Origin of the sequence: Egicoccus sp. AB-alg2, from assembly GCF_041821065.1 — a bacterium.
Lineage (GTDB): Bacteria > Actinomycetota > Nitriliruptoria > Nitriliruptorales > Nitriliruptoraceae > Egicoccus.
In genome coordinates, this window is sequence record NZ_JBGUAX010000003.1 from 419502 (window position 1) to 435104 (window position 15603).

Consider the following 15603-nt stretch of genomic DNA (forward strand, 5'->3'; position numbering starts at 1 on the left):
GAGCGATGCTGGACCTCACGCCGCCGCGGGAGAGCCTCGACCCGATCGAGGTCGCGTCCGTCGACGAGTTGCGTGGCCTGCAGCTGCAACGCCTGCAGTGGTCGCTGCGGCACGCCTACGAGCACGTCGACCACTACCGCAAGGCCTTCGACGACGCCGGCGCGCATCCCGACGACCTGCGCGAGCTGTCCGACCTGGCGCGGTTCCCGTTCACGACCAAGCAGGACCTGCGCGACCACTACCCGTTCGGGATGCTCGCCGTGCCCCAGGAGCAGGTCGCCCGCGTCCATGCGTCGTCGGGGACGACCGGCAAGCCGACCGTCGTGGCCTACACGAAGGACGACCTCGACGTCTGGGCCGACGTCGTGGCCCGTTCGATGCGGGCGTCGGGGGTCCGGCCCGGCATGAAGGTGCACGTCGCCTACGGCTACGGGCTGTTCACCGGCGGGCTGGGGGCCCACTACGGCGCCGAGCGGCTGGGCTGCACCGTGATCCCGGTCTCGGGCGGCATGACCGAGCGGCAGGTCCAGCTGCTGGTCGACTTCGCGCCGCAGGTCATCATGGTCACGCCGTCGTACATGCTGGCGCTGATCGACGAGATGCGCGCACAGGGGGTCGACCCGGCGGCGACCGCGCTGCAGGTGGGCATCTTCGGCGCCGAGCCCTGGACCGACGCGGTGCGGCAGGAGGTCGAGGCGACCTGCGACATGCACGCGGTCGACATCTACGGCCTGTCCGAGGTGATCGGCCCGGGCGTCGCCAACGAGTGCGTGGAGACCAAGGACGGCCTGCACGTCTGGGAGGACCACTTCTACCCGGAGGTCGTCGACCCGGTCACCGGCGAGGTCCTGCCCGACGGCCAGGAGGGCGAACTGGTCTTCACCTCGCTGACCAAGCAGGCGATGCCGATCGTCCGGTACCGCACCCGCGACCTGACGCGGCTACTGCCGGGCACCGCCCGGACCATGCGCCGGATCGAGAAGATCACCGGACGCAGCGACGACATGATCATCCTGCGCGGGGTGAACCTGTTCCCGTCGCAGGTGGAGGAACTGCTCCTCGACGTGCCGGGCCTGGCGCCCCACTTCGAGTGCGTGCTGAGCCGGCCCGAGCGCATGGACCAGCTGACGGTCCGCGTCGAGGCTCGCGACGGCGAGCTGACCTCGCCGCAGGAGCGGGACGGCGCGGCCACGCGGCTGCGCGAGCGGATCAAGGCCCGCATCGGCGTCAGCGTCGGCGTCGAGGTGGTCGACCCGGCCGCGATCACCCGTTCGATCGGCAAGGCCAGACGCGTCCGCGACCTGCGCGAGCCCCGCTGAGAACGTCAGGTCACGGTGACGACGACCTTGCCGCGGGCGTGGCCGTCCTTGACGTGGCGCAGGGCCCGCGCGGCTTCGTCTAGGGGGAAGGTCCGGTCCAGGACCGGTCGGATCGTCCTGTCGGCGACCGCGGCGGCGACCTCCTGCAGATCCTGTGGCCGGTCGGTGGCGACGAACCACGTCAGCCGCTGCGAGGTGAAGGGGGTGAGGAGCGAGGCCAGCAGGTTCCGCCCGAGCCCCCCGAACCAGCGTCCGCCGCCCTCGCCGCCGACGATGACCAGCGTGCCCGTCGGCGTCAGCGCCCGCCGCAGGTGCGAGAGTGGACGCAGCCCCGCGATGTCCACGATCAGGTCGTACGCGTGCTCGCGCTCCAGCGGGTCGGCCCGCCGGTAGTCGATCACCTCGGCGGCGCCGAGCTCGCGCACGAGGCCGGCCTTGCCGGCGCTGCAGACGGCGGTGACGGTGGCCCCGTCGGTGGCCGCGACCTGGACGGCGAGCGTGCCGACGCCGCCGCCGGCCCCGAGCACCAGTACGGGCTGGCCGGCCCGGACCCGGCCGTGGCGGCGCACCGCCTGCAGTGCCGTGTTGCCCGAGAGACCGGGAGCGACGCGGCCTCCTGCGGTGTCAGCCCGTCGGGCAGCGGCAGGCAGCGGTCGTCCTCGGCGAGAGGTCGTCCGGGGCGAACAGTTCCTGGGTGAAGCCGAGCGCGCGACTGCCCAGCGCGTGCAGGGCGTGATGCGCGAGGTCGTAGGAGAACCCGCCGGTGCGCATGAGCGCGAGCAGGTCGTCGTAGTAGCGCATGACGGCGAGGCTGATCGACGGGCGGGTCTCGATCAGGGCAGGCGCCCAGGGGTGGCGCAGCAGCACCGCGCGGGCGGTGAGGATCCGCTCGCGCATCGCGGCCTTCCAGTCCTGCGCGGATGTCCCGTCGACCGGCGCCACGGCGGCGTTGATCTCCTCGACCACCACCTCGACGACGCCATCCAGCAGTGCGTCCTTGTTGCGCACGTGGTGGTACAGGGACATCGCCTCCACCCCGAGCCCCTGGGCGAGGTTGCGCATCGTCAGCGCCTCGATCCCGTCCCGGTCGGCGAGATCGATGGCGGCGCGCAGCACCCGCTCGCGGCTCAGCGGGCGCCGCGGCGTGCGCGCCTCGGACTGCGACGTCACTTTCGGCATCTCCACCGGCCGGGGCCTACAGCGTAAGGCGCGGTGCACCGTCGCCGAGGTGCGCGGAGTCTTCGGCCGCGCGGGACCGGTCCCGCACGCCCGCGGCGATCAGCGCCTGCGCGGCCGTGTAGGTGGCCATGACCAGCGCGCCCGAGGCCGGCAGCGTCAGGTCGGCGAGTGCGGTCAACGCGATGAGGCCGTCGGAGACCACGAACAGGACCGCCCCGATCGCGGTCAGGCGGTGCACGCCCAGGGCCAGCGCCGCCATGGTCACCAGCAGCAGCCCGTAGACCGCGACCGGGACGAACAGTTCGTCGACCCGCGTCGCGAGGTACGGCATCAGCGCCATCCAGACCACGGCATAGGGGAGCAGGACCGCCGGCCGGCGTCGCGGCGGTCCCGTGCGTGCCAGCGGCCAGAAGGCAGCCACGTAGACCATCTGCGCCAGGGCGAACCCACCGATGCCCGCGAGGAACCAGCCGTCGCCAGCACCCATGAGCGCGAGGTCGCCCAGCCACGAGCAGGCCAGGGCCACGAAGGTCAGGCGCCGTAACCGTGATGGAGGCGTGGACGTCCACAGCCAGGCCGCCAGCACCGGCATCAGGAGCGGCTTCGACGCGGTCGTGAGCCAGGCGGCGTCGCCGAGGTGGCCGACGACGTTGGCGATGGACAGCGCCACGTACGCCCACAGCACGGCCATGGACGTCAGCGTTCCAGGCCGCGGAAGGTCATCTCGACGAGCGTGTCGGCGACCTCCTCCGCCGACGACCCGCGCCCTGGCCGGTACCACTCCACCAGCGAGTTCACCGTGCCGAACAGCAGCCGGGTCACCAGCGCCGGGTCGAGGTCGGCGCGCAGGTCCCCGTCGGCGACGGCCCGGGCCACCAGGTCGGCCACGCGCCGGTCGAACTCCCGGCGCCGCTCCAGCGCTTCCTGCTCGGTCGGCGTGTTGCCGCGCACCCGCAGCAGCAGGGTGACGAACGGCAGTTCGGCGTCGAGGACGGCGACGCTTCGACGCACGACGTGCTCGAGGCGGTCGCGCGGCCGACCGGTCGTGGACGCCGGCTCGTCGAGCACCGCGAACAAGGCCGACAGCGCCCGGTCCAGGGCGAGGCCCAGCAAAGCCTCCTTGCCGGCGACGTGGTGGTAGATGCTCGACTTGGTGATGCCCAGCGCCGTGGCGAGATCGCCCATCGAGGTGCCGTCGTAGCCGCGCTCGTTGAACACGCGCACGGCCACGTCCAGCAGCGACGTGGCCGAGTAGTTGGGGCGCGGGGTGGTCGGCATGGCGCGGCAGTCTGACACACGGGGGGAGGTCCGCCTCGTACGCTCAGGCGCTTCGGCGGTCGGGGAGTGGCGTGGCGGGCGGGCGCGTCCCCACGAAGCAGCGGCGGTAGGCCGACGGCGTCGTGCGCAGTTCGCGCCGGAAGTGTTCCCGCAGGTTCGTCGAGGTGCCGAAGCCGGCCCGCACGGCGATGTGGTCGACGTCGAGGTCGCTGGTCTCCAGCAGTTCCTGGGCGCGCTGCAGCCGCTGGGTCAGCAGCCACCGGAACGGCGTGGTGCCGGTGGACTCCTTGAACCGGCGCGCGAAGGTGCGCTCGCTCATGTTGGCGCGGCCGGCCAGCACGGCCACGGACAGGTCCTCCTCGAGGTGACGGCGCGCCCATTCGAGCACCCCGGCGAGGTCGTCGGCGCGCACCCGCGGCTCGGCCGCCCCGTCGATGAACTGGGCCTGTCCGCCGTCCCGGTGCGGCGGCACGACCATCCGGCGGGCGACGACCCGGGCGGCCTCGGCACCGAGGTCCTTGCGCACGATGTGCAGCGACAGATCGATGCCGGCCGCGGTGCCGGCGGAGGTCAGCACGTCGCCTTCGTCGACGAACAGCACGTTCGGATCCAGGCGCACCCGCGGGAAGCGCTCACGGAACAGGTCGGTGTACATCCAGTGCGTGGTCGCGCGGCGTCCGTCCAGCAGTCCCGTCTCCGCGACGAGGAACGCGCCGCTGCAGAACGACACGACACGCGCGCCGCCGGCATGGGCGTGGCGGACGGCGTCGAGCAGGTCCGTCGACACGTCGCCGAACGGGTTCAGGGCGGGCAGCACCACGGTGTCCGCGCCCGCGACGGCGTCGATGTCGTACGGGGTGCGCAGTTCGATGCCGCCGGCCAGGCGCACGCTGCGCCGTGGTGCGGCGAGGCGGAAGTCGTAGTCCCAGCCGGGGATCTCCGGGCGGTGGACCCCGAACACCTCGGCCGCGACGGAGAACTCGAACGGGTTGGCCTCGTCCAGGACGACGGCGGCGACACGGTGGCCCATGGCACGCAGCTCCGAGGTGGCTGGCAGAAAAGTTTCGAACATCGTCTCTCCTGCCAGTCGTGGTTGTCAAGGGTTCGGCGCACAGTGGGCCTCGACCACGGAGGACCGCCATGAACCCCACCCGCACCGCCTTCACCGCCCCGATCATGGGCAACGGCGCCGTCGCGCCGGAGCTCCTGCGGGCCCGCCTGGACGACCTCGCGGCCCGCGTCGCCGCCGACCTCGAACGCGGCGCAGTCGACGCCGCCTGGCGACACACCCGCGGCATCGAGCACGAGGCCGACCCGACCAGCACCATCGCCGAGCCCGTGCCACCCGCGCCGGTCATCGGACGACGCTTCGCCGCCGCCCATCGGCGCCTGCTCCGGCTCGCGCACGGCGCCGTCACGCCGGAGGCCGACGGCACCCGTCGGCACCCCGCGGCCTGACCGGTCGCCGGTGCCTCGCGCCCCGCCGCAGCCCCTAGGGTCCCGCGGTGGGGCGAACCGTCGGGCGGCCGGAGCGAGCGTTGGGACAGGACACGGACGCGGACGCCACCGCGTCCACGCGTCCGGGGCGGCGGCTCCTCCTCGGCGTCGTGTTGGTGGTCGCCGTCTACGCCGTCGGGGTGGCGTTCATCGGTGTCCGCGACGCCCTCGACGCGCTGGCGAGGGCCGCCTGGTGGCCGCTGCTGGCGGCGTTGGGCCTGGAGGCGATCACGCTGGTGACGCTCGGGCAGGTCCACCGCAGCAGCGCCGCGGCGGTACGGGGCCGCCTGCGCCTGCGCGAGGCGCTCAACGTGTCGATGAGCGCGTTCACCGTGAGCCAGACGGTGCCCGGCGGCGGCGCCGTCGCGGGCGCGCTGATCGTGCGTCGTCTGCAGGCCTTCGGCCTCAGCGGGCCACAGGCCACCGCAAGCATGGTGCTGACGGCCACGCTGGCGACCGTCACCATCGCACTGCTCGCCGCGGTCGGTGTCGCCTCGGCCGTCCTGGAGGCCGAACTGCCCGGGATCGTGCTCGGCGGCATCGCCGGCCTGGTCGTCGTCCTGCTCGGCGTCGTCGCCGCCGTCGTGGCGGTCCTGCGCTCGCCGGCCGTCGCCCGGCGGGTGCTCGGACGGCTCGGGCGGCTCCATCGGGCCGTCGCGACCCGCGTCGACGGCTGGCGGCGTTCCCTGGAGGTCGTGCACGACGACCCACCGACCGTGGGCAGGCTGCTCCGGGTCGTGGCCTGGTCCGCCGTCAACTGGAGCGCCGACATCGCCGCGCTTGCCCTGGTCTTCCTGGCCATCGGCGAACCGGTGTCGCTGACGGTTCTGCTGGTGGGGTTCGGCGTCTCGCAGATCGGTGCCGCCGTCCCGGTCACGCCCGGGGGCGTCGGCTTCGTGGAGAGCGGGATGGTCGGTGCCTTCGTCGCCCTCGGCACGCCGGCCTCGCAGGCCGCGACCGTGGTCGTGCTGTACCGCGTCCTGGCGACGTGGCTCCCGGCGCTGGCGGGGACGACGATGCTGGTCCGGCCCCCTGGCGGGGAGGCGGCCGCGGCCGGGGACTGACCCGACGGGTCGGTACGCCGCGATCAGGCCGTCGGGAGCAGCGCTGCCAACAGGTCGCGGATCGACACGACGCCGACCGGGGTGCCGCGCCGGGTCACCAGCAGGTGGCGGACCTGCGCCTCGCCCATCAGCGTCGCCGTCTCGCGGATCGTGCTGGCCTCGTCGACCATCAGCACGTCGGTGACGGCGAAGTCGGCGACGCGTTCGACGGCCAGCTCGACCCCGTCGGCGACCGCGGCGACGATGTCCCGTTCGGACAGCACGCCACGGACCCCGGTCGGGTCGACGACCACGAGCAGGCCGACCTGGTCGGCGGCCAGCAGCGACGCGGCCGCCTCGAGCGTGGCGCTGGGGGCCACGGTGGCGATCGGCGCGTGGACGACGTCGCCGACATTGGAGGTGAGGGTGGTGGTCATGAGGTGCCTCCTGCAGGCGGGGCCGTCACCGTCGCGCACGGGCACCTGCCGGGGCAGGGCACAAGGTCACCGCGTCGTCGGGACCTTGGCGAGGGCACTGTCGGGCCGGATCTCACCGACCGAGCAGGCGGCGCTTCTCGGCCTCGAACTCCTCGGCCGTCAGGTGGCCACGCTCGCGCAGGTCGGCCAGCCGTTCCAGCGCCCCGACCGGGTCGGCTCGCGTGGCACCGGTGCGGTGGTGCAGCATGCGCAGCTCGCGGGCCTTGTAGACGTCGTGCTGGAAGCCCTCGGGATCCGGGATGTCGTGCAGTTCGCTGCGCCCCTGGCTCCCGGCCGCCTCGAGGACCACGTCGCCGTAGCGCAACAGCCGCTCGAGCACCGTCTGACTGAAGAGCACATTGGTCACCTGCTCGAGCGGGATCTCCACACCCGTGCGGGCGATCATGCCGCGCCGCACGACGATCCGTTCCGTGGTGAGCACGTACGCGGTGAACCACCAGGACAGGACGGCGCGGCCGGACAGCAGCAGCCACAGCGCGACGGCCACCCCGACGGCCGTCCATTCCCACGGGGCGTCGAGCGCGGCGAAGGCGGCACCGCCGAGCGCCGCGAGGACCATCGCCCACGCCAGGGCGGGGAGCAGCACCTTCCAGTGCGGCCGGAACAGCAGTAGCACCTCTTCGTCGTCGGACAACAGCCGCTCCGGATAGCGCATGGAGGTCCTCCGTCGTCGCGACGCCCCGACACGGCATGCTAGGAGAGCCCGACCCGCCGCCGGGCCCTTGGACCATCCCATTGGGGCCTTGCCTCCCTGCCGGAGCGCCGCCGTTGTGGCGATGCTGATCTCGGACCGCCACACGGCCGTCCTGGTCCGGGAGGTCAGAACATGGGCACCATCGTCGTGGGTATCGACGCCTCGGAGGACGCGCAGCGCGCGTTGCAGTGGGCATTCGCGGAAGCCGAACTACGAGGAGCGGAGCTGGAGCTCGTCCACGCCTTCGCCAGGCCAGAGGTCGCGTTCATGCCGGGCATGTTGGTCACGGACCTGCCCACGGACGCCGAGCTCGAGGCCGCGGCGAAGCAGGTGGTCGAGGACGCGGTCGCCAAGATCGTCCCGAAGCCGGACGTGGCGACGGTGACGACCGTCCAGGCGGGCGGGGCGGCGGGTGTGCTGTGCGGCCGCGCCGCCGACGCGGAGCTGGTCGTCGTCGGTGCCCGCGGGCTCGGCGGGTTCCGGGGTCTGCTGCTCGGCTCGGTCAGCCAGCAGGTCGTCACGCACAGTCCCTGCCCGGTCGTCGTGGTCGTGCCGGAGCGCCGGCACGCCGACTGACGGGGAAGTTCCGCCGGCGCGTCCACTGCCCCGGCCGCGCCGCGCGGCGCACCACTCGACGCCGCCGGCGCACCGGCGGCTAGGTTGCGCGCCCGCACCGCGTCCCCCACCGAGGAGCCCGTCCGAGTGCTGGGCCCGGACGCGGCCGCGCTCGTGCGCGGTCGCGGCGTCCATCTCGGGGATCTCACCGCCGTGCTCGCGTCGCGTTACGGCGACCGGCCGGCCATCGAGGATCCCACCCCAACGCCCACGTCGGCGGCTGGGGTGGCGCTCGTGTTCCGGGACCTGGAGGAGGCGGTCGGGCGCTTCGCAGCCGTCCTGCGCGAGACCGGCGCGGGTCCCGGTCGGCGGGTCCTGGTGGTGATCGACGATCGCGTCGACGTCGCGCTGTTGCTGTTCGCCCTGGCGCGGCTGGGCGCGGTGGCAGTGCCGGTCAACCCCCGGCTCGCGCCGGCAGAGCTGGCCGCGGTGGCCGACGCCGCCGACGCCACCGCCGCGGTGGCCGACACCGACGTGCGCGACCGCTTGCCCTCGGGGCTCGAGGTCTGGGCCACCGCGGAGCTCGCCCGGTCCGTCGAGACCGCGGCTCCCCTCGCTGCCGCTGGCCGGGACCCGCGGGAGACGGCCGTGCTGCTGGCCACCTCGGGTACCACCGGGGTGCCGAAGGCGGCCGCGCTGAGCAGCCGGGGACTGCTGGGCGTACTCGGGCGGCTTGCGGGCCTCCCCGTGGGGCGTCGCTCCGGGGTCCGCGGTGGCCGCGACCTCGTCTTCGCCGCCCTGCCGCTGACGCACGTCATGGGTCTGTCGGTCCTGCTGGCGAGTCTCGCCGCCGGCGTGCCGCTGCTGCGGCGGTCGCGCTTCGACGCGTCGGAGGTGCTGGAGCTGCTCGAGCACCGCCGCCCCAACGTCGTCGTCGCCGTCCCCACCATGTACGCCGACCTCGAATCCGCCGGCGCCGACGCGTTCGACCTGTCGAGCGTGCAGTTGTGGGTCTCGTCCGCGGACGCCATGCCGCTCGACCGGGCCCGCCGGTTCCAGCGCCGGGGCGCGATGGCGCAGGTCGCCGGTCGGGCCGTGGGGGAGGCGGCCTTCCTCGACATCTACGGCATGGTCGAACTGTCCGGCCCGGCGGCCGTGCGGCTGCTGCCGCCGAGCCCGGTCGGCCGGCTGCCGTCCCCGCCGCTGGCGTTCGCGCTGCCGGGCGTCCGCGTGCGCGCCGTGGACGGCGAGGGACGACCACTGTCGGCCGGCCGCAGCGGCGAGCTGCAGTGGCGCGGAAGCGCCGTGCTACGTCGCTACGAGGGCCGCGACGACCCCGGCCCCGACGGGCAGGGATGGTTCGCCAGCGGCGACGTCGGGCGCGTCTGGCCGGGCGGGTTGCTCGCCGTCTCCGGACGCCACCGTGACCGGCTGAAGGTCGCCGGCTTCTCGGTCTTCCCCGCGGAGGTGGAGGCGGCGCTGCGCGACGCGCCGGGCGTGCGTGAGCTGGCCGTCGTCGGCCTGCCCGACGAACGCACCGGCGAGCGGCCGGTCGCGGCGGTCGTGCCGGCGCCCGACTTCGACGCCGACCGCTTCCTGACGTGGGCCGGCCGGCAGACCGCCGGCTACCGCCGTCCCCGCGAGGTGGTGACGGTCGAGGCGATCCCGCGCGGCAACCACGGCAAGATCGACCGCGACGCGGCCACGCGGCTGGTGGCCGAACGGCGCGACGACGACGCAACAGGAGCCCCGTGAAGACCGAACGACTGACCCTCCCGGTCGTCGACGCCAACGTCGACCACGTCACGGCCGTCCTCCACCTGCCCGACGAACTCACCGGGCCGGCGGTCCTGCTGACGCACGGTGCCGGCGGCGACCTCGACGGCGAGGGCCTCGTCGCGCTCGCCGACGTCCTCGCGGGGCTCGGCTGCGTGACCGTCCGCGCCAACCTCGCCTACCGCGAGGCCGGCCGGCGTGCGGCGCCCCGCGCGGAGACCTCCGTCGCGTCCTTCCGCTCGCTGTGGCAGGCCGCCGACGGGCTCCTCCACGCCGAGGGCATCCACCCCGGCCCGGTCGGCTGGGTGGTCGGCGGCAAGTCCTACGGCGGTCGGGTCGCCTCGCTCGCGGTCGCGACCGAGCCCGGTACCTCGGACGCGACCGGCGCCCAGCCGCCCGCGGCAGGCCTGCTGTTCTACGGCTATCCACTGCACCCGCCGGGAAAGCCGGACAAGCTGCGCGTCGCCCACTGGCCCCACGTGCCGGTGCCGTGCCTGTTCCTGCAGGGCGACCGCGACCCGTTCTGCGACCTCGACCTGCTACGCCAACACGTGCGCAAGCTGCCGCGACGTGCGACGCTCCAGGTCGTCCCGGGCGGCGACCACTCGCTGAAGGTCACGGGTGCCGCCAGCCCCGACGGCACCCCCCGCAGCGCGGTCCGGGTCCTGCAGGATCTGACCGACCCGATCGCCCAGTGGCTCGCCTCGCTGCACGTATGAGCGCGGGCGCCAGGAGGTTCCCCGCGTGATCCAGGAGTTCCGGGAGTTCGTCAACCGCGGCAACTTCGTCGACCTGGCCGTCGGTTTCGTCATGGGTGTGGCCGTGACCGGCGTCGTCAACGCCATCGTCGAGCGGCTGATCATGCCGCTGATCGCCCTCGTCTTCGGTCAGCCCGACTTCGACAGCGTCGGGCAGTTCGCCTGCGAGGGCGGCCAGTGCGCCGGCTCCGTCGGCGCGGTGCTCACGGCGCTGGTCAACTTTCTGCTGATCGCGATCGTGCTGTTCTTCATCGTCAAGGGCTACAACCGTCTCCAGCGCCAGCACCCCGACGAGCCGGAGCCCGAGGCCGACCCCGAGCAGGTCGTGCTGCTACGCGAGATCCGCGACGCGCTCGCCCACCGCGACCCCGCCGGCCCTCAGGTCTGACGCCTCAGCCGGTCGACTCGCTCGCGAAGCGGGCGGCCACGGCGCGCTTCACCGCGCGCCGCGCCGCCTCGTGCAGGGCCGCCTGGGACTCCGAGTCGCGCGAGCCGTGGGATCCGGGCCGCACGAGCCCCTGCTCGCGGGCCGTGCGGGCCACCGCGTCGGCGACGACCGGCACGACCGAGCGGTCGAAGGGGGAGGGCACGACGTAGTCCGCCCCCAGGTCGTCGCCGACGATCGAGGCAATGCCGTGCGCGGCGGCGATCTTCATCTCGTCGGTGACCGTGGTCGCGGCCGCGTCCAGCAGGCCGCGGAACAGCCCGGGGAAGCACAGCACGTTGTTGATCTGGTTCGGGAAGTCGGAGCGACCGGTGGCCATCACCCGGACGTGCCCGCGGGCCACGTCGGGATGGATCTCCGGCGTCGGGTTGGCCAGCGCGAACACGATCCGGTCCGGTGCCATGGTCTGCACCAGTTCCAGCGGCAGAGAGTTCGGGCCGGACACGCCGATGAACACGTCGGCGTCGCGCAGGGCGACCGCCTTGCCGCCGCTCAACTCCCGAGGGTTGACCTGCCGGGCGAGGCGGCGACGGATCGGGTCGGTGCCCTTCCGGCGCGGTTCCACGATGCCGTGCACGTCGACCGGGACGATGTCCTGGATACCGGCGGCCCGCAGCAGGTTGATGATCGCGACGCCGGCCGAGCCGATGCCCTGCACGACGACCCGCAGGCTCGTGAGGTCGCGTTCGACCACGCGGGCGGCGTTGATCAGCGCCGCCAGCACGACCACGGCGGTGCCGTGCTGGTCGTCGTGGAAGACGGGGATGTCCAGCCGCTGACGGAGCTTGCCCTCGATCTCGAAGCAGCGCGGCGCCGAGATGTCCTCGAGGTTGATGCCACCGAAGCCGCTGGCGATGCGGGCGACGGTCTCCACGAACGCGTCCGGGTCGTGCTCGTCGACCAGCAGCGGGTAGGCGTCGACACCGCCGAACGACTTCAGCAGCATCGCCTTGCCCTCCATGACGGGCAGTGACGCGAGCGGTCCGATGTCGCCCAGTCCGAGCACCGCCGAGCCGTCGGTGACGATCGCGACGGAGTTGCCGCGCACCGTGAACCGGTAGGCCGCGACCGGGTCCTCGGCGATCAGCTGGCAGACCTTCGCGACCCCGGGCGTGTAGACGAGCGCCAGGTCCTCGGGGCCGCGCACCTCGCGCGTCACCTCGACGCGGATCTTGCCGCCCTCGTGCGCCGCCAGCACGTCGTCGAGGATCGACAGCAGCTCCACGCCCTCCTCGTCGACGAGCGCGGCGGCGACGGCGTCGGCGTGGGTGTCGTCGCGGACCTCGACGGTGATGTCGCGGAAGACGACGTGGCGCTGCTCGTCGGTGCGCTCGGTGGCGACGAGTTCGGCGCCACACGCCTCCAGGACGCCCGTGACCCGCGCCAGCATCCCGGGGGCGTTCTCCAGGGCGAGCCGGAGGGTCAGGCGTTGCGGCAACGGTGGCACAGTGGTTTCCCGCTCTCCCGGGCCAGGACCATGGCGAGGATAGGCTGCCGGCCACCGTCGCCCGCATTCGCGCCGCGCGCCGTATCCGTCCTCGTCTCCGGAGCCTCCTGCATGTCCGCCGAACTCGCCCAGCGGTCCATCGACACGATCCGCACGCTGGCCATGGATGCCGTCCAGCAGGCCAACTCCGGTCATCCGGGGATGCCGATGGGGTGCGCCCCGATGGCGTACGTGCTGTTCAACGAGGTCATGCGGCTCGACCCGACGCGGGTCGACTGGCCCGACCGCGACCGGTTCGTGCTGTCCGCGGGCCACGGCTCGATGCTGCTGTACGCGGCGCTGCACCTGGCCGGCTACGAACGCCCGAACCTCGAGGACCTGCAGCACTTCCGCCAGTGGGGCTACCCGACCGCGGGCCACCCGGAGAACTTCCTGCTGGACGCCGTGGAGACCACGACGGGGCCGCTCGGTCAGGGCCTCGCCAACGGCGTCGGCATGGCCGTGGCGATCGAGCGCCTCGCGGCCGAGTTCAACCGGCCCGGCCACGACGTCGTCGACCACCGCGTCTACGGGATCGTCTCCGACGGCGACCTCATGGAGGGCGTCGCTGCGGAGGCCGCCTCGCTGGCCGGCCACCTGCGACTCGGACGGATCACCTACCTGTACGACGACAACACGATCACGATCGACGGCAAGACCGACCTGGCCTTCAGCGAGGACGTGCTGGCCCGCTTCGACGCCTACGGGTGGCACACCCAGCGGGTGGAGGACGGCAACGACCTCGACGCCCTGCGCGCGGCGATCGCCGCCGCCGACGCCGACGAGCGCCCCAGCCTCGTCGCGGTGCGCACGGTGATCGGGTTCGGCTCTCCCAACAAGGCCGGTACCTCGTCCTCGCACGGCTCGCCGCTGGGTCCCGACGAGGTCGCCGCCACCAAGCAGGCGCTGGGGTGGCCGCACGAGGAGCCGTTCACCGTCCCCGACGACGTCCGCGACCACCTCGACCTGCGCGAGCGCGGGCGGGCCGCGCGCGAGGCGTGGGAGGAGCGCTTCGCCGCCTACCGCGACGCCCACCCGGACCTGGCGGCCGAGTTCGAGCGCCGGGTCGTGCGCGGCGAGCTGCCCGAGGGCTGGACCGACGCCCTGCCGACGCTGGACGAGAAGGCCGCCACGCGCCAGCACTCGGGAGCGGTCATCAACGCCATCGCCGAGCGGGTGCCGGAACTGTTCGGCGGCTCGGCCGATCTGGCTGCCTCGAACAACACCGACGTCAAGGGCGGCGGCGACTTCTCCGCCGACGAGCGGCCGGGTGGGGGCGGCCCCGGGGGGAGGCTCGGGCGCAACATGCGGTTCGGCGTGCGCGAGCACGCGATGGCCGCGATGGCCAACGGGATGGCGCTGCACGGCGGGATCCGGCCGTACGTCGCCACCTTCCTGATCTTCACCGACTACTGCCGCCCGGCGATCCGCCTGTCGGCGCTGATGAAGCAGAACGTCGTCTACGTCATGACCCACGACTCGATCGGGCTGGGCGAGGACGGCCCCACCCACCAGCCGATCGAGCACCTGCCCGCGCTGCGTGCCATCCCGGGGCTGCAGGTGCTGCGCCCCGCCGACGGTGACGAGACCGTCGGCGCGTGGCGGGCGGCGCTGGAGCACGACGGCCCGTCGGTGCTGGCGCTGACCCGCCAGGGGCTGCCGCCGCTGGGCGACAAGCCGGCCGACGCCGTCGACCGCGGCGCGTACGTGCTCGGCGAGTTCGGCCCGGCCGACACGGAGCTGGCGCTGATCCTCATCGGTACCGGCTCCGAGGTGCAGCACTGCCTCGGCGCCGCCGAGCAACTGGCCGGCGAGGGCCACCGCGTCCGCGTCGTGTCGATGCCCTCGTGGGAGCGTTTCGGCGCCCAGGACCAGGCCTACCGCGACGAGGTGCTGCCCCCGCAGGTCCGGGCGCGGGTCGCCGTCGAGGCCGCGGCGAACTTCGGCTGGGAGCGCTGGGTCGGCGACGCCGGTGCAGTGGTCGCCATGGAGCGCTTCGGTGCGTCCGCGCCGGCCGAGAAGCTCTTCGAGGTGTTCGGGTTCACCCCCGAGCACGTCGCCGAGGTCGCCCGCGGCCTGCTGGACGGCTGACGTCCTTCGTGGGCCGGCCGCGGCCGCGACCCTCGGCGAAGGCGAGGTTCGCGGCCTCGGCCCGGCTGGCCCGCAGGTACCAGAAGCGCGCGACGAGCCCCAGCATGGTCGTGCCGATGAGGGCGTTGAGCAGCGCCGCCTGCCAGCCCGCGGTGATCTGCACGAGCCCGATGACCGGCCCGAGCAGCCAGGCCCAGCGCCACAGGCGCATCTGACGGCGGGCGATCACCACGGCCAGCGGGGCGTGCTTGCGCTTGTCGACGGCCACGCCGCGGTTGACGGCCCGCACGATGGCCCGGCGCTGGGCGAGATCCAGCGCCGCGAACTGTCGGCGGTGGTCGTCCGGGTCGGGGATCCTGGCCACGGCGTCGACTCGTGTGCTCGGGGTCGGTCGTCTGCGTGCGGGCGGGAGCGTACGGTCCAGGGACGGATCGGGTTCGAACGTGGGATGGAAGCCGTCGGCAGAGGAAGCGCCGTGCTGCGTCGTCCACGTCCGGAGCGTCCCGGCCCCGGTCAGGAATCCGTCTGGGACTATCCGCGACCGCCGACCGTCGACCCGTCGCGCGAGCACGTGCGCGTGTGGTTCGCCGGGCGGATCGTCGGCGACAGCCACGCGGCCGTACGCGTGTGCGAGACCTCGCACCCGCCGGTCTACTACCTGCCGCGGGAGGACGTGGACGCATCCGCGCTGGCGCCCACCGAGCGGCGGACCTGGTGCGAGTTCAAGGGCCAGGCGGCGTACGCGGACCTGCTGGTCGAGGGCCAGCGCTCCGCGCACGCCTGCTGGTGGTACCCGCGGCCGACGCCCGGCTACGAGGTGCTCACCGACCGCATCGCCTTCTACCCGCAGCGGGTCGAGCGCATCACGGTCGACGACGAGACGGTTCGTAGCGTCCAGGGCGACTTCTACGGTGGCTGGATCACCTCACGGGTCGTCGGGCCCTTCAAGGGCGGGCCCGGGACCGAGTGGTGGTGAGCCGGCCAC

General features: G+C 73.5%; 18 protein-coding genes. 9 read left to right on the forward strand and 9 right to left on the reverse strand.

Going from position 1 to position 15603, the window contains the following annotated elements:
- Window positions 1-5: 5 nt before the first annotated feature.
- Entirely contained in the window at window positions 6-1319 is a 1314-nt protein-coding gene (gene paaK / locus ACERM0_RS07170; RefSeq protein ID WP_373677869.1) for a phenylacetate--CoA ligase PaaK, read from the forward strand.
- Window positions 1320-1324: 5 nt separating this feature from the next.
- Here paaK and ACERM0_RS07175 read toward each other — a convergent pair whose 3' ends face one another.
- The 5 genes from ACERM0_RS07175 to ACERM0_RS07195 are packed head-to-tail and all read right to left on the reverse strand — an operon-like array spanning window position 1325 to window position 4848.
- The gene (locus ACERM0_RS07175) at window positions 1325-1888 is read right to left on the reverse strand and encodes a zinc-binding dehydrogenase (protein WP_373677870.1); all 564 of its coding nucleotides are present in this window, start codon (window positions 1886-1888) and stop codon (window positions 1325-1327) included.
- A 55-nt stretch (window positions 1889-1943) separates the two neighbouring features.
- Entirely contained in the window at window positions 1944-2489 is a 546-nt protein-coding gene (locus ACERM0_RS07180) for a TetR family transcriptional regulator (protein ID WP_373677871.1), read from the reverse strand.
- A 25-nt stretch (window positions 2490-2514) separates the two neighbouring features.
- Window positions 2515-3189 (reverse strand): lysoplasmalogenase, encoded by a 675-nt coding sequence (locus tag ACERM0_RS07185; protein WP_373677872.1) that lies wholly within the window; start codon window positions 3187-3189, stop codon window positions 2515-2517.
- A gap of 5 nt (window positions 3190-3194) precedes the next feature.
- Window positions 3195-3776 carry a TetR/AcrR family transcriptional regulator gene (locus ACERM0_RS07190; protein ID WP_373677873.1) on the reverse strand — a complete coding sequence of 194 codons (582 nt, stop codon included), beginning with the start codon at window positions 3774-3776 and terminating at the stop codon, window positions 3195-3197.
- A gap of 43 nt (window positions 3777-3819) precedes the next feature.
- Entirely contained in the window at window positions 3820-4848 is a 1029-nt protein-coding gene (locus ACERM0_RS07195) for a GlxA family transcriptional regulator (RefSeq protein ID WP_373677874.1), read from the reverse strand.
- Between the two features lie 68 nt (window positions 4849-4916).
- Here ACERM0_RS07195 and ACERM0_RS07200 point away from each other — a divergent pair, with 68 nt between their 5' ends.
- Both ACERM0_RS07200 and ACERM0_RS07205 read left to right on the forward strand, forming a co-directional pair.
- Window positions 4917-5234, forward strand: coding sequence for a hypothetical protein (locus ACERM0_RS07200; RefSeq protein WP_373677875.1), 318 nt, complete (start codon window positions 4917-4919; stop codon window positions 5232-5234).
- A gap of 80 nt (window positions 5235-5314) precedes the next feature.
- Complete coding sequence (locus tag ACERM0_RS07205; RefSeq protein ID WP_373677876.1) at window positions 5315-6337, forward strand: YbhN family protein; 1023 nt, start codon at window positions 5315-5317, stop codon at window positions 6335-6337.
- Window positions 6338-6360: 23 nt separating this feature from the next.
- Here the strand turns inward: ACERM0_RS07205 and ACERM0_RS07210 are convergent, their stop codons facing one another.
- Together ACERM0_RS07210 and ACERM0_RS07215 are read right to left on the reverse strand one after the other, a co-directional pair.
- Window positions 6361-6753: a CBS domain-containing protein gene (locus tag ACERM0_RS07210; RefSeq protein WP_373677877.1), complete on the reverse strand. Its 393-nt coding sequence runs from the start codon at window positions 6751-6753 to the stop codon at window positions 6361-6363.
- 112 nt (window positions 6754-6865) lie between these two features.
- A complete protein-coding gene (locus tag ACERM0_RS07215; protein WP_373677878.1) occupies window positions 6866-7468 on the reverse strand; it encodes a PH domain-containing protein in 603 nt (200 codons plus the stop codon).
- Between the two features lie 171 nt (window positions 7469-7639).
- On the opposite strand from ACERM0_RS07215, the gene ACERM0_RS07220 reads away from it, so the two are divergent.
- From ACERM0_RS07220 to mscL, 4 genes are all read left to right on the forward strand, one after another.
- A complete protein-coding gene (locus tag ACERM0_RS07220) occupies window positions 7640-8083 on the forward strand; it encodes a universal stress protein (protein ID WP_373677879.1) in 444 nt (147 codons plus the stop codon).
- A gap of 126 nt (window positions 8084-8209) precedes the next feature.
- Window positions 8210-9817, forward strand: a complete 1608-nt coding sequence (locus ACERM0_RS07225; RefSeq protein ID WP_373677880.1) for a class I adenylate-forming enzyme family protein — start codon at window positions 8210-8212, stop codon at window positions 9815-9817.
- Window positions 9814-10557 carry an alpha/beta family hydrolase gene (locus ACERM0_RS07230; protein ID WP_373677881.1) on the forward strand — a complete coding sequence of 248 codons (744 nt, stop codon included), beginning with the start codon at window positions 9814-9816 and terminating at the stop codon, window positions 10555-10557. Before ACERM0_RS07225 ends, ACERM0_RS07230 begins: the two co-directional genes overlap by 4 nt.
- 25 nt (window positions 10558-10582) lie before the next feature.
- Window positions 10583-10984 carry a large conductance mechanosensitive channel protein MscL gene (gene mscL, locus ACERM0_RS07235; protein ID WP_373677883.1) on the forward strand — a complete coding sequence of 134 codons (402 nt, stop codon included), beginning with the start codon at window positions 10583-10585 and terminating at the stop codon, window positions 10982-10984.
- A gap of 4 nt (window positions 10985-10988) precedes the next feature.
- Here mscL and ACERM0_RS07240 read toward each other — a convergent pair whose 3' ends face one another.
- Window positions 10989-12488, reverse strand: coding sequence for an NAD-dependent malic enzyme (locus tag ACERM0_RS07240; protein ID WP_373677884.1), 1500 nt, complete (start codon window positions 12486-12488; stop codon window positions 10989-10991).
- Between the two features lie 111 nt (window positions 12489-12599).
- Here ACERM0_RS07240 and tkt point away from each other — a divergent pair, with 111 nt between their 5' ends.
- Complete coding sequence (gene tkt, locus ACERM0_RS07245; protein WP_373677885.1) at window positions 12600-14618, forward strand: transketolase; 2019 nt, start codon at window positions 12600-12602, stop codon at window positions 14616-14618.
- Here the strand turns inward: tkt and ACERM0_RS07250 are convergent.
- Entirely contained in the window at window positions 14569-14982 is a 414-nt protein-coding gene (locus tag ACERM0_RS07250) for a hypothetical protein (protein WP_373677886.1), read from the reverse strand. The two genes, tkt and ACERM0_RS07250, sit on opposite strands and share 50 nt — an antisense overlap.
- Window positions 14983-15096: 114 nt before the next feature.
- Here ACERM0_RS07250 and ACERM0_RS07255 point away from each other — a divergent pair, with 114 nt between their 5' ends.
- Window positions 15097-15594, forward strand: coding sequence for a DUF427 domain-containing protein (locus ACERM0_RS07255; protein ID WP_373677960.1), 498 nt, complete (start codon window positions 15097-15099; stop codon window positions 15592-15594).
- Window positions 15595-15603: the final 9 nt, after the last annotated feature.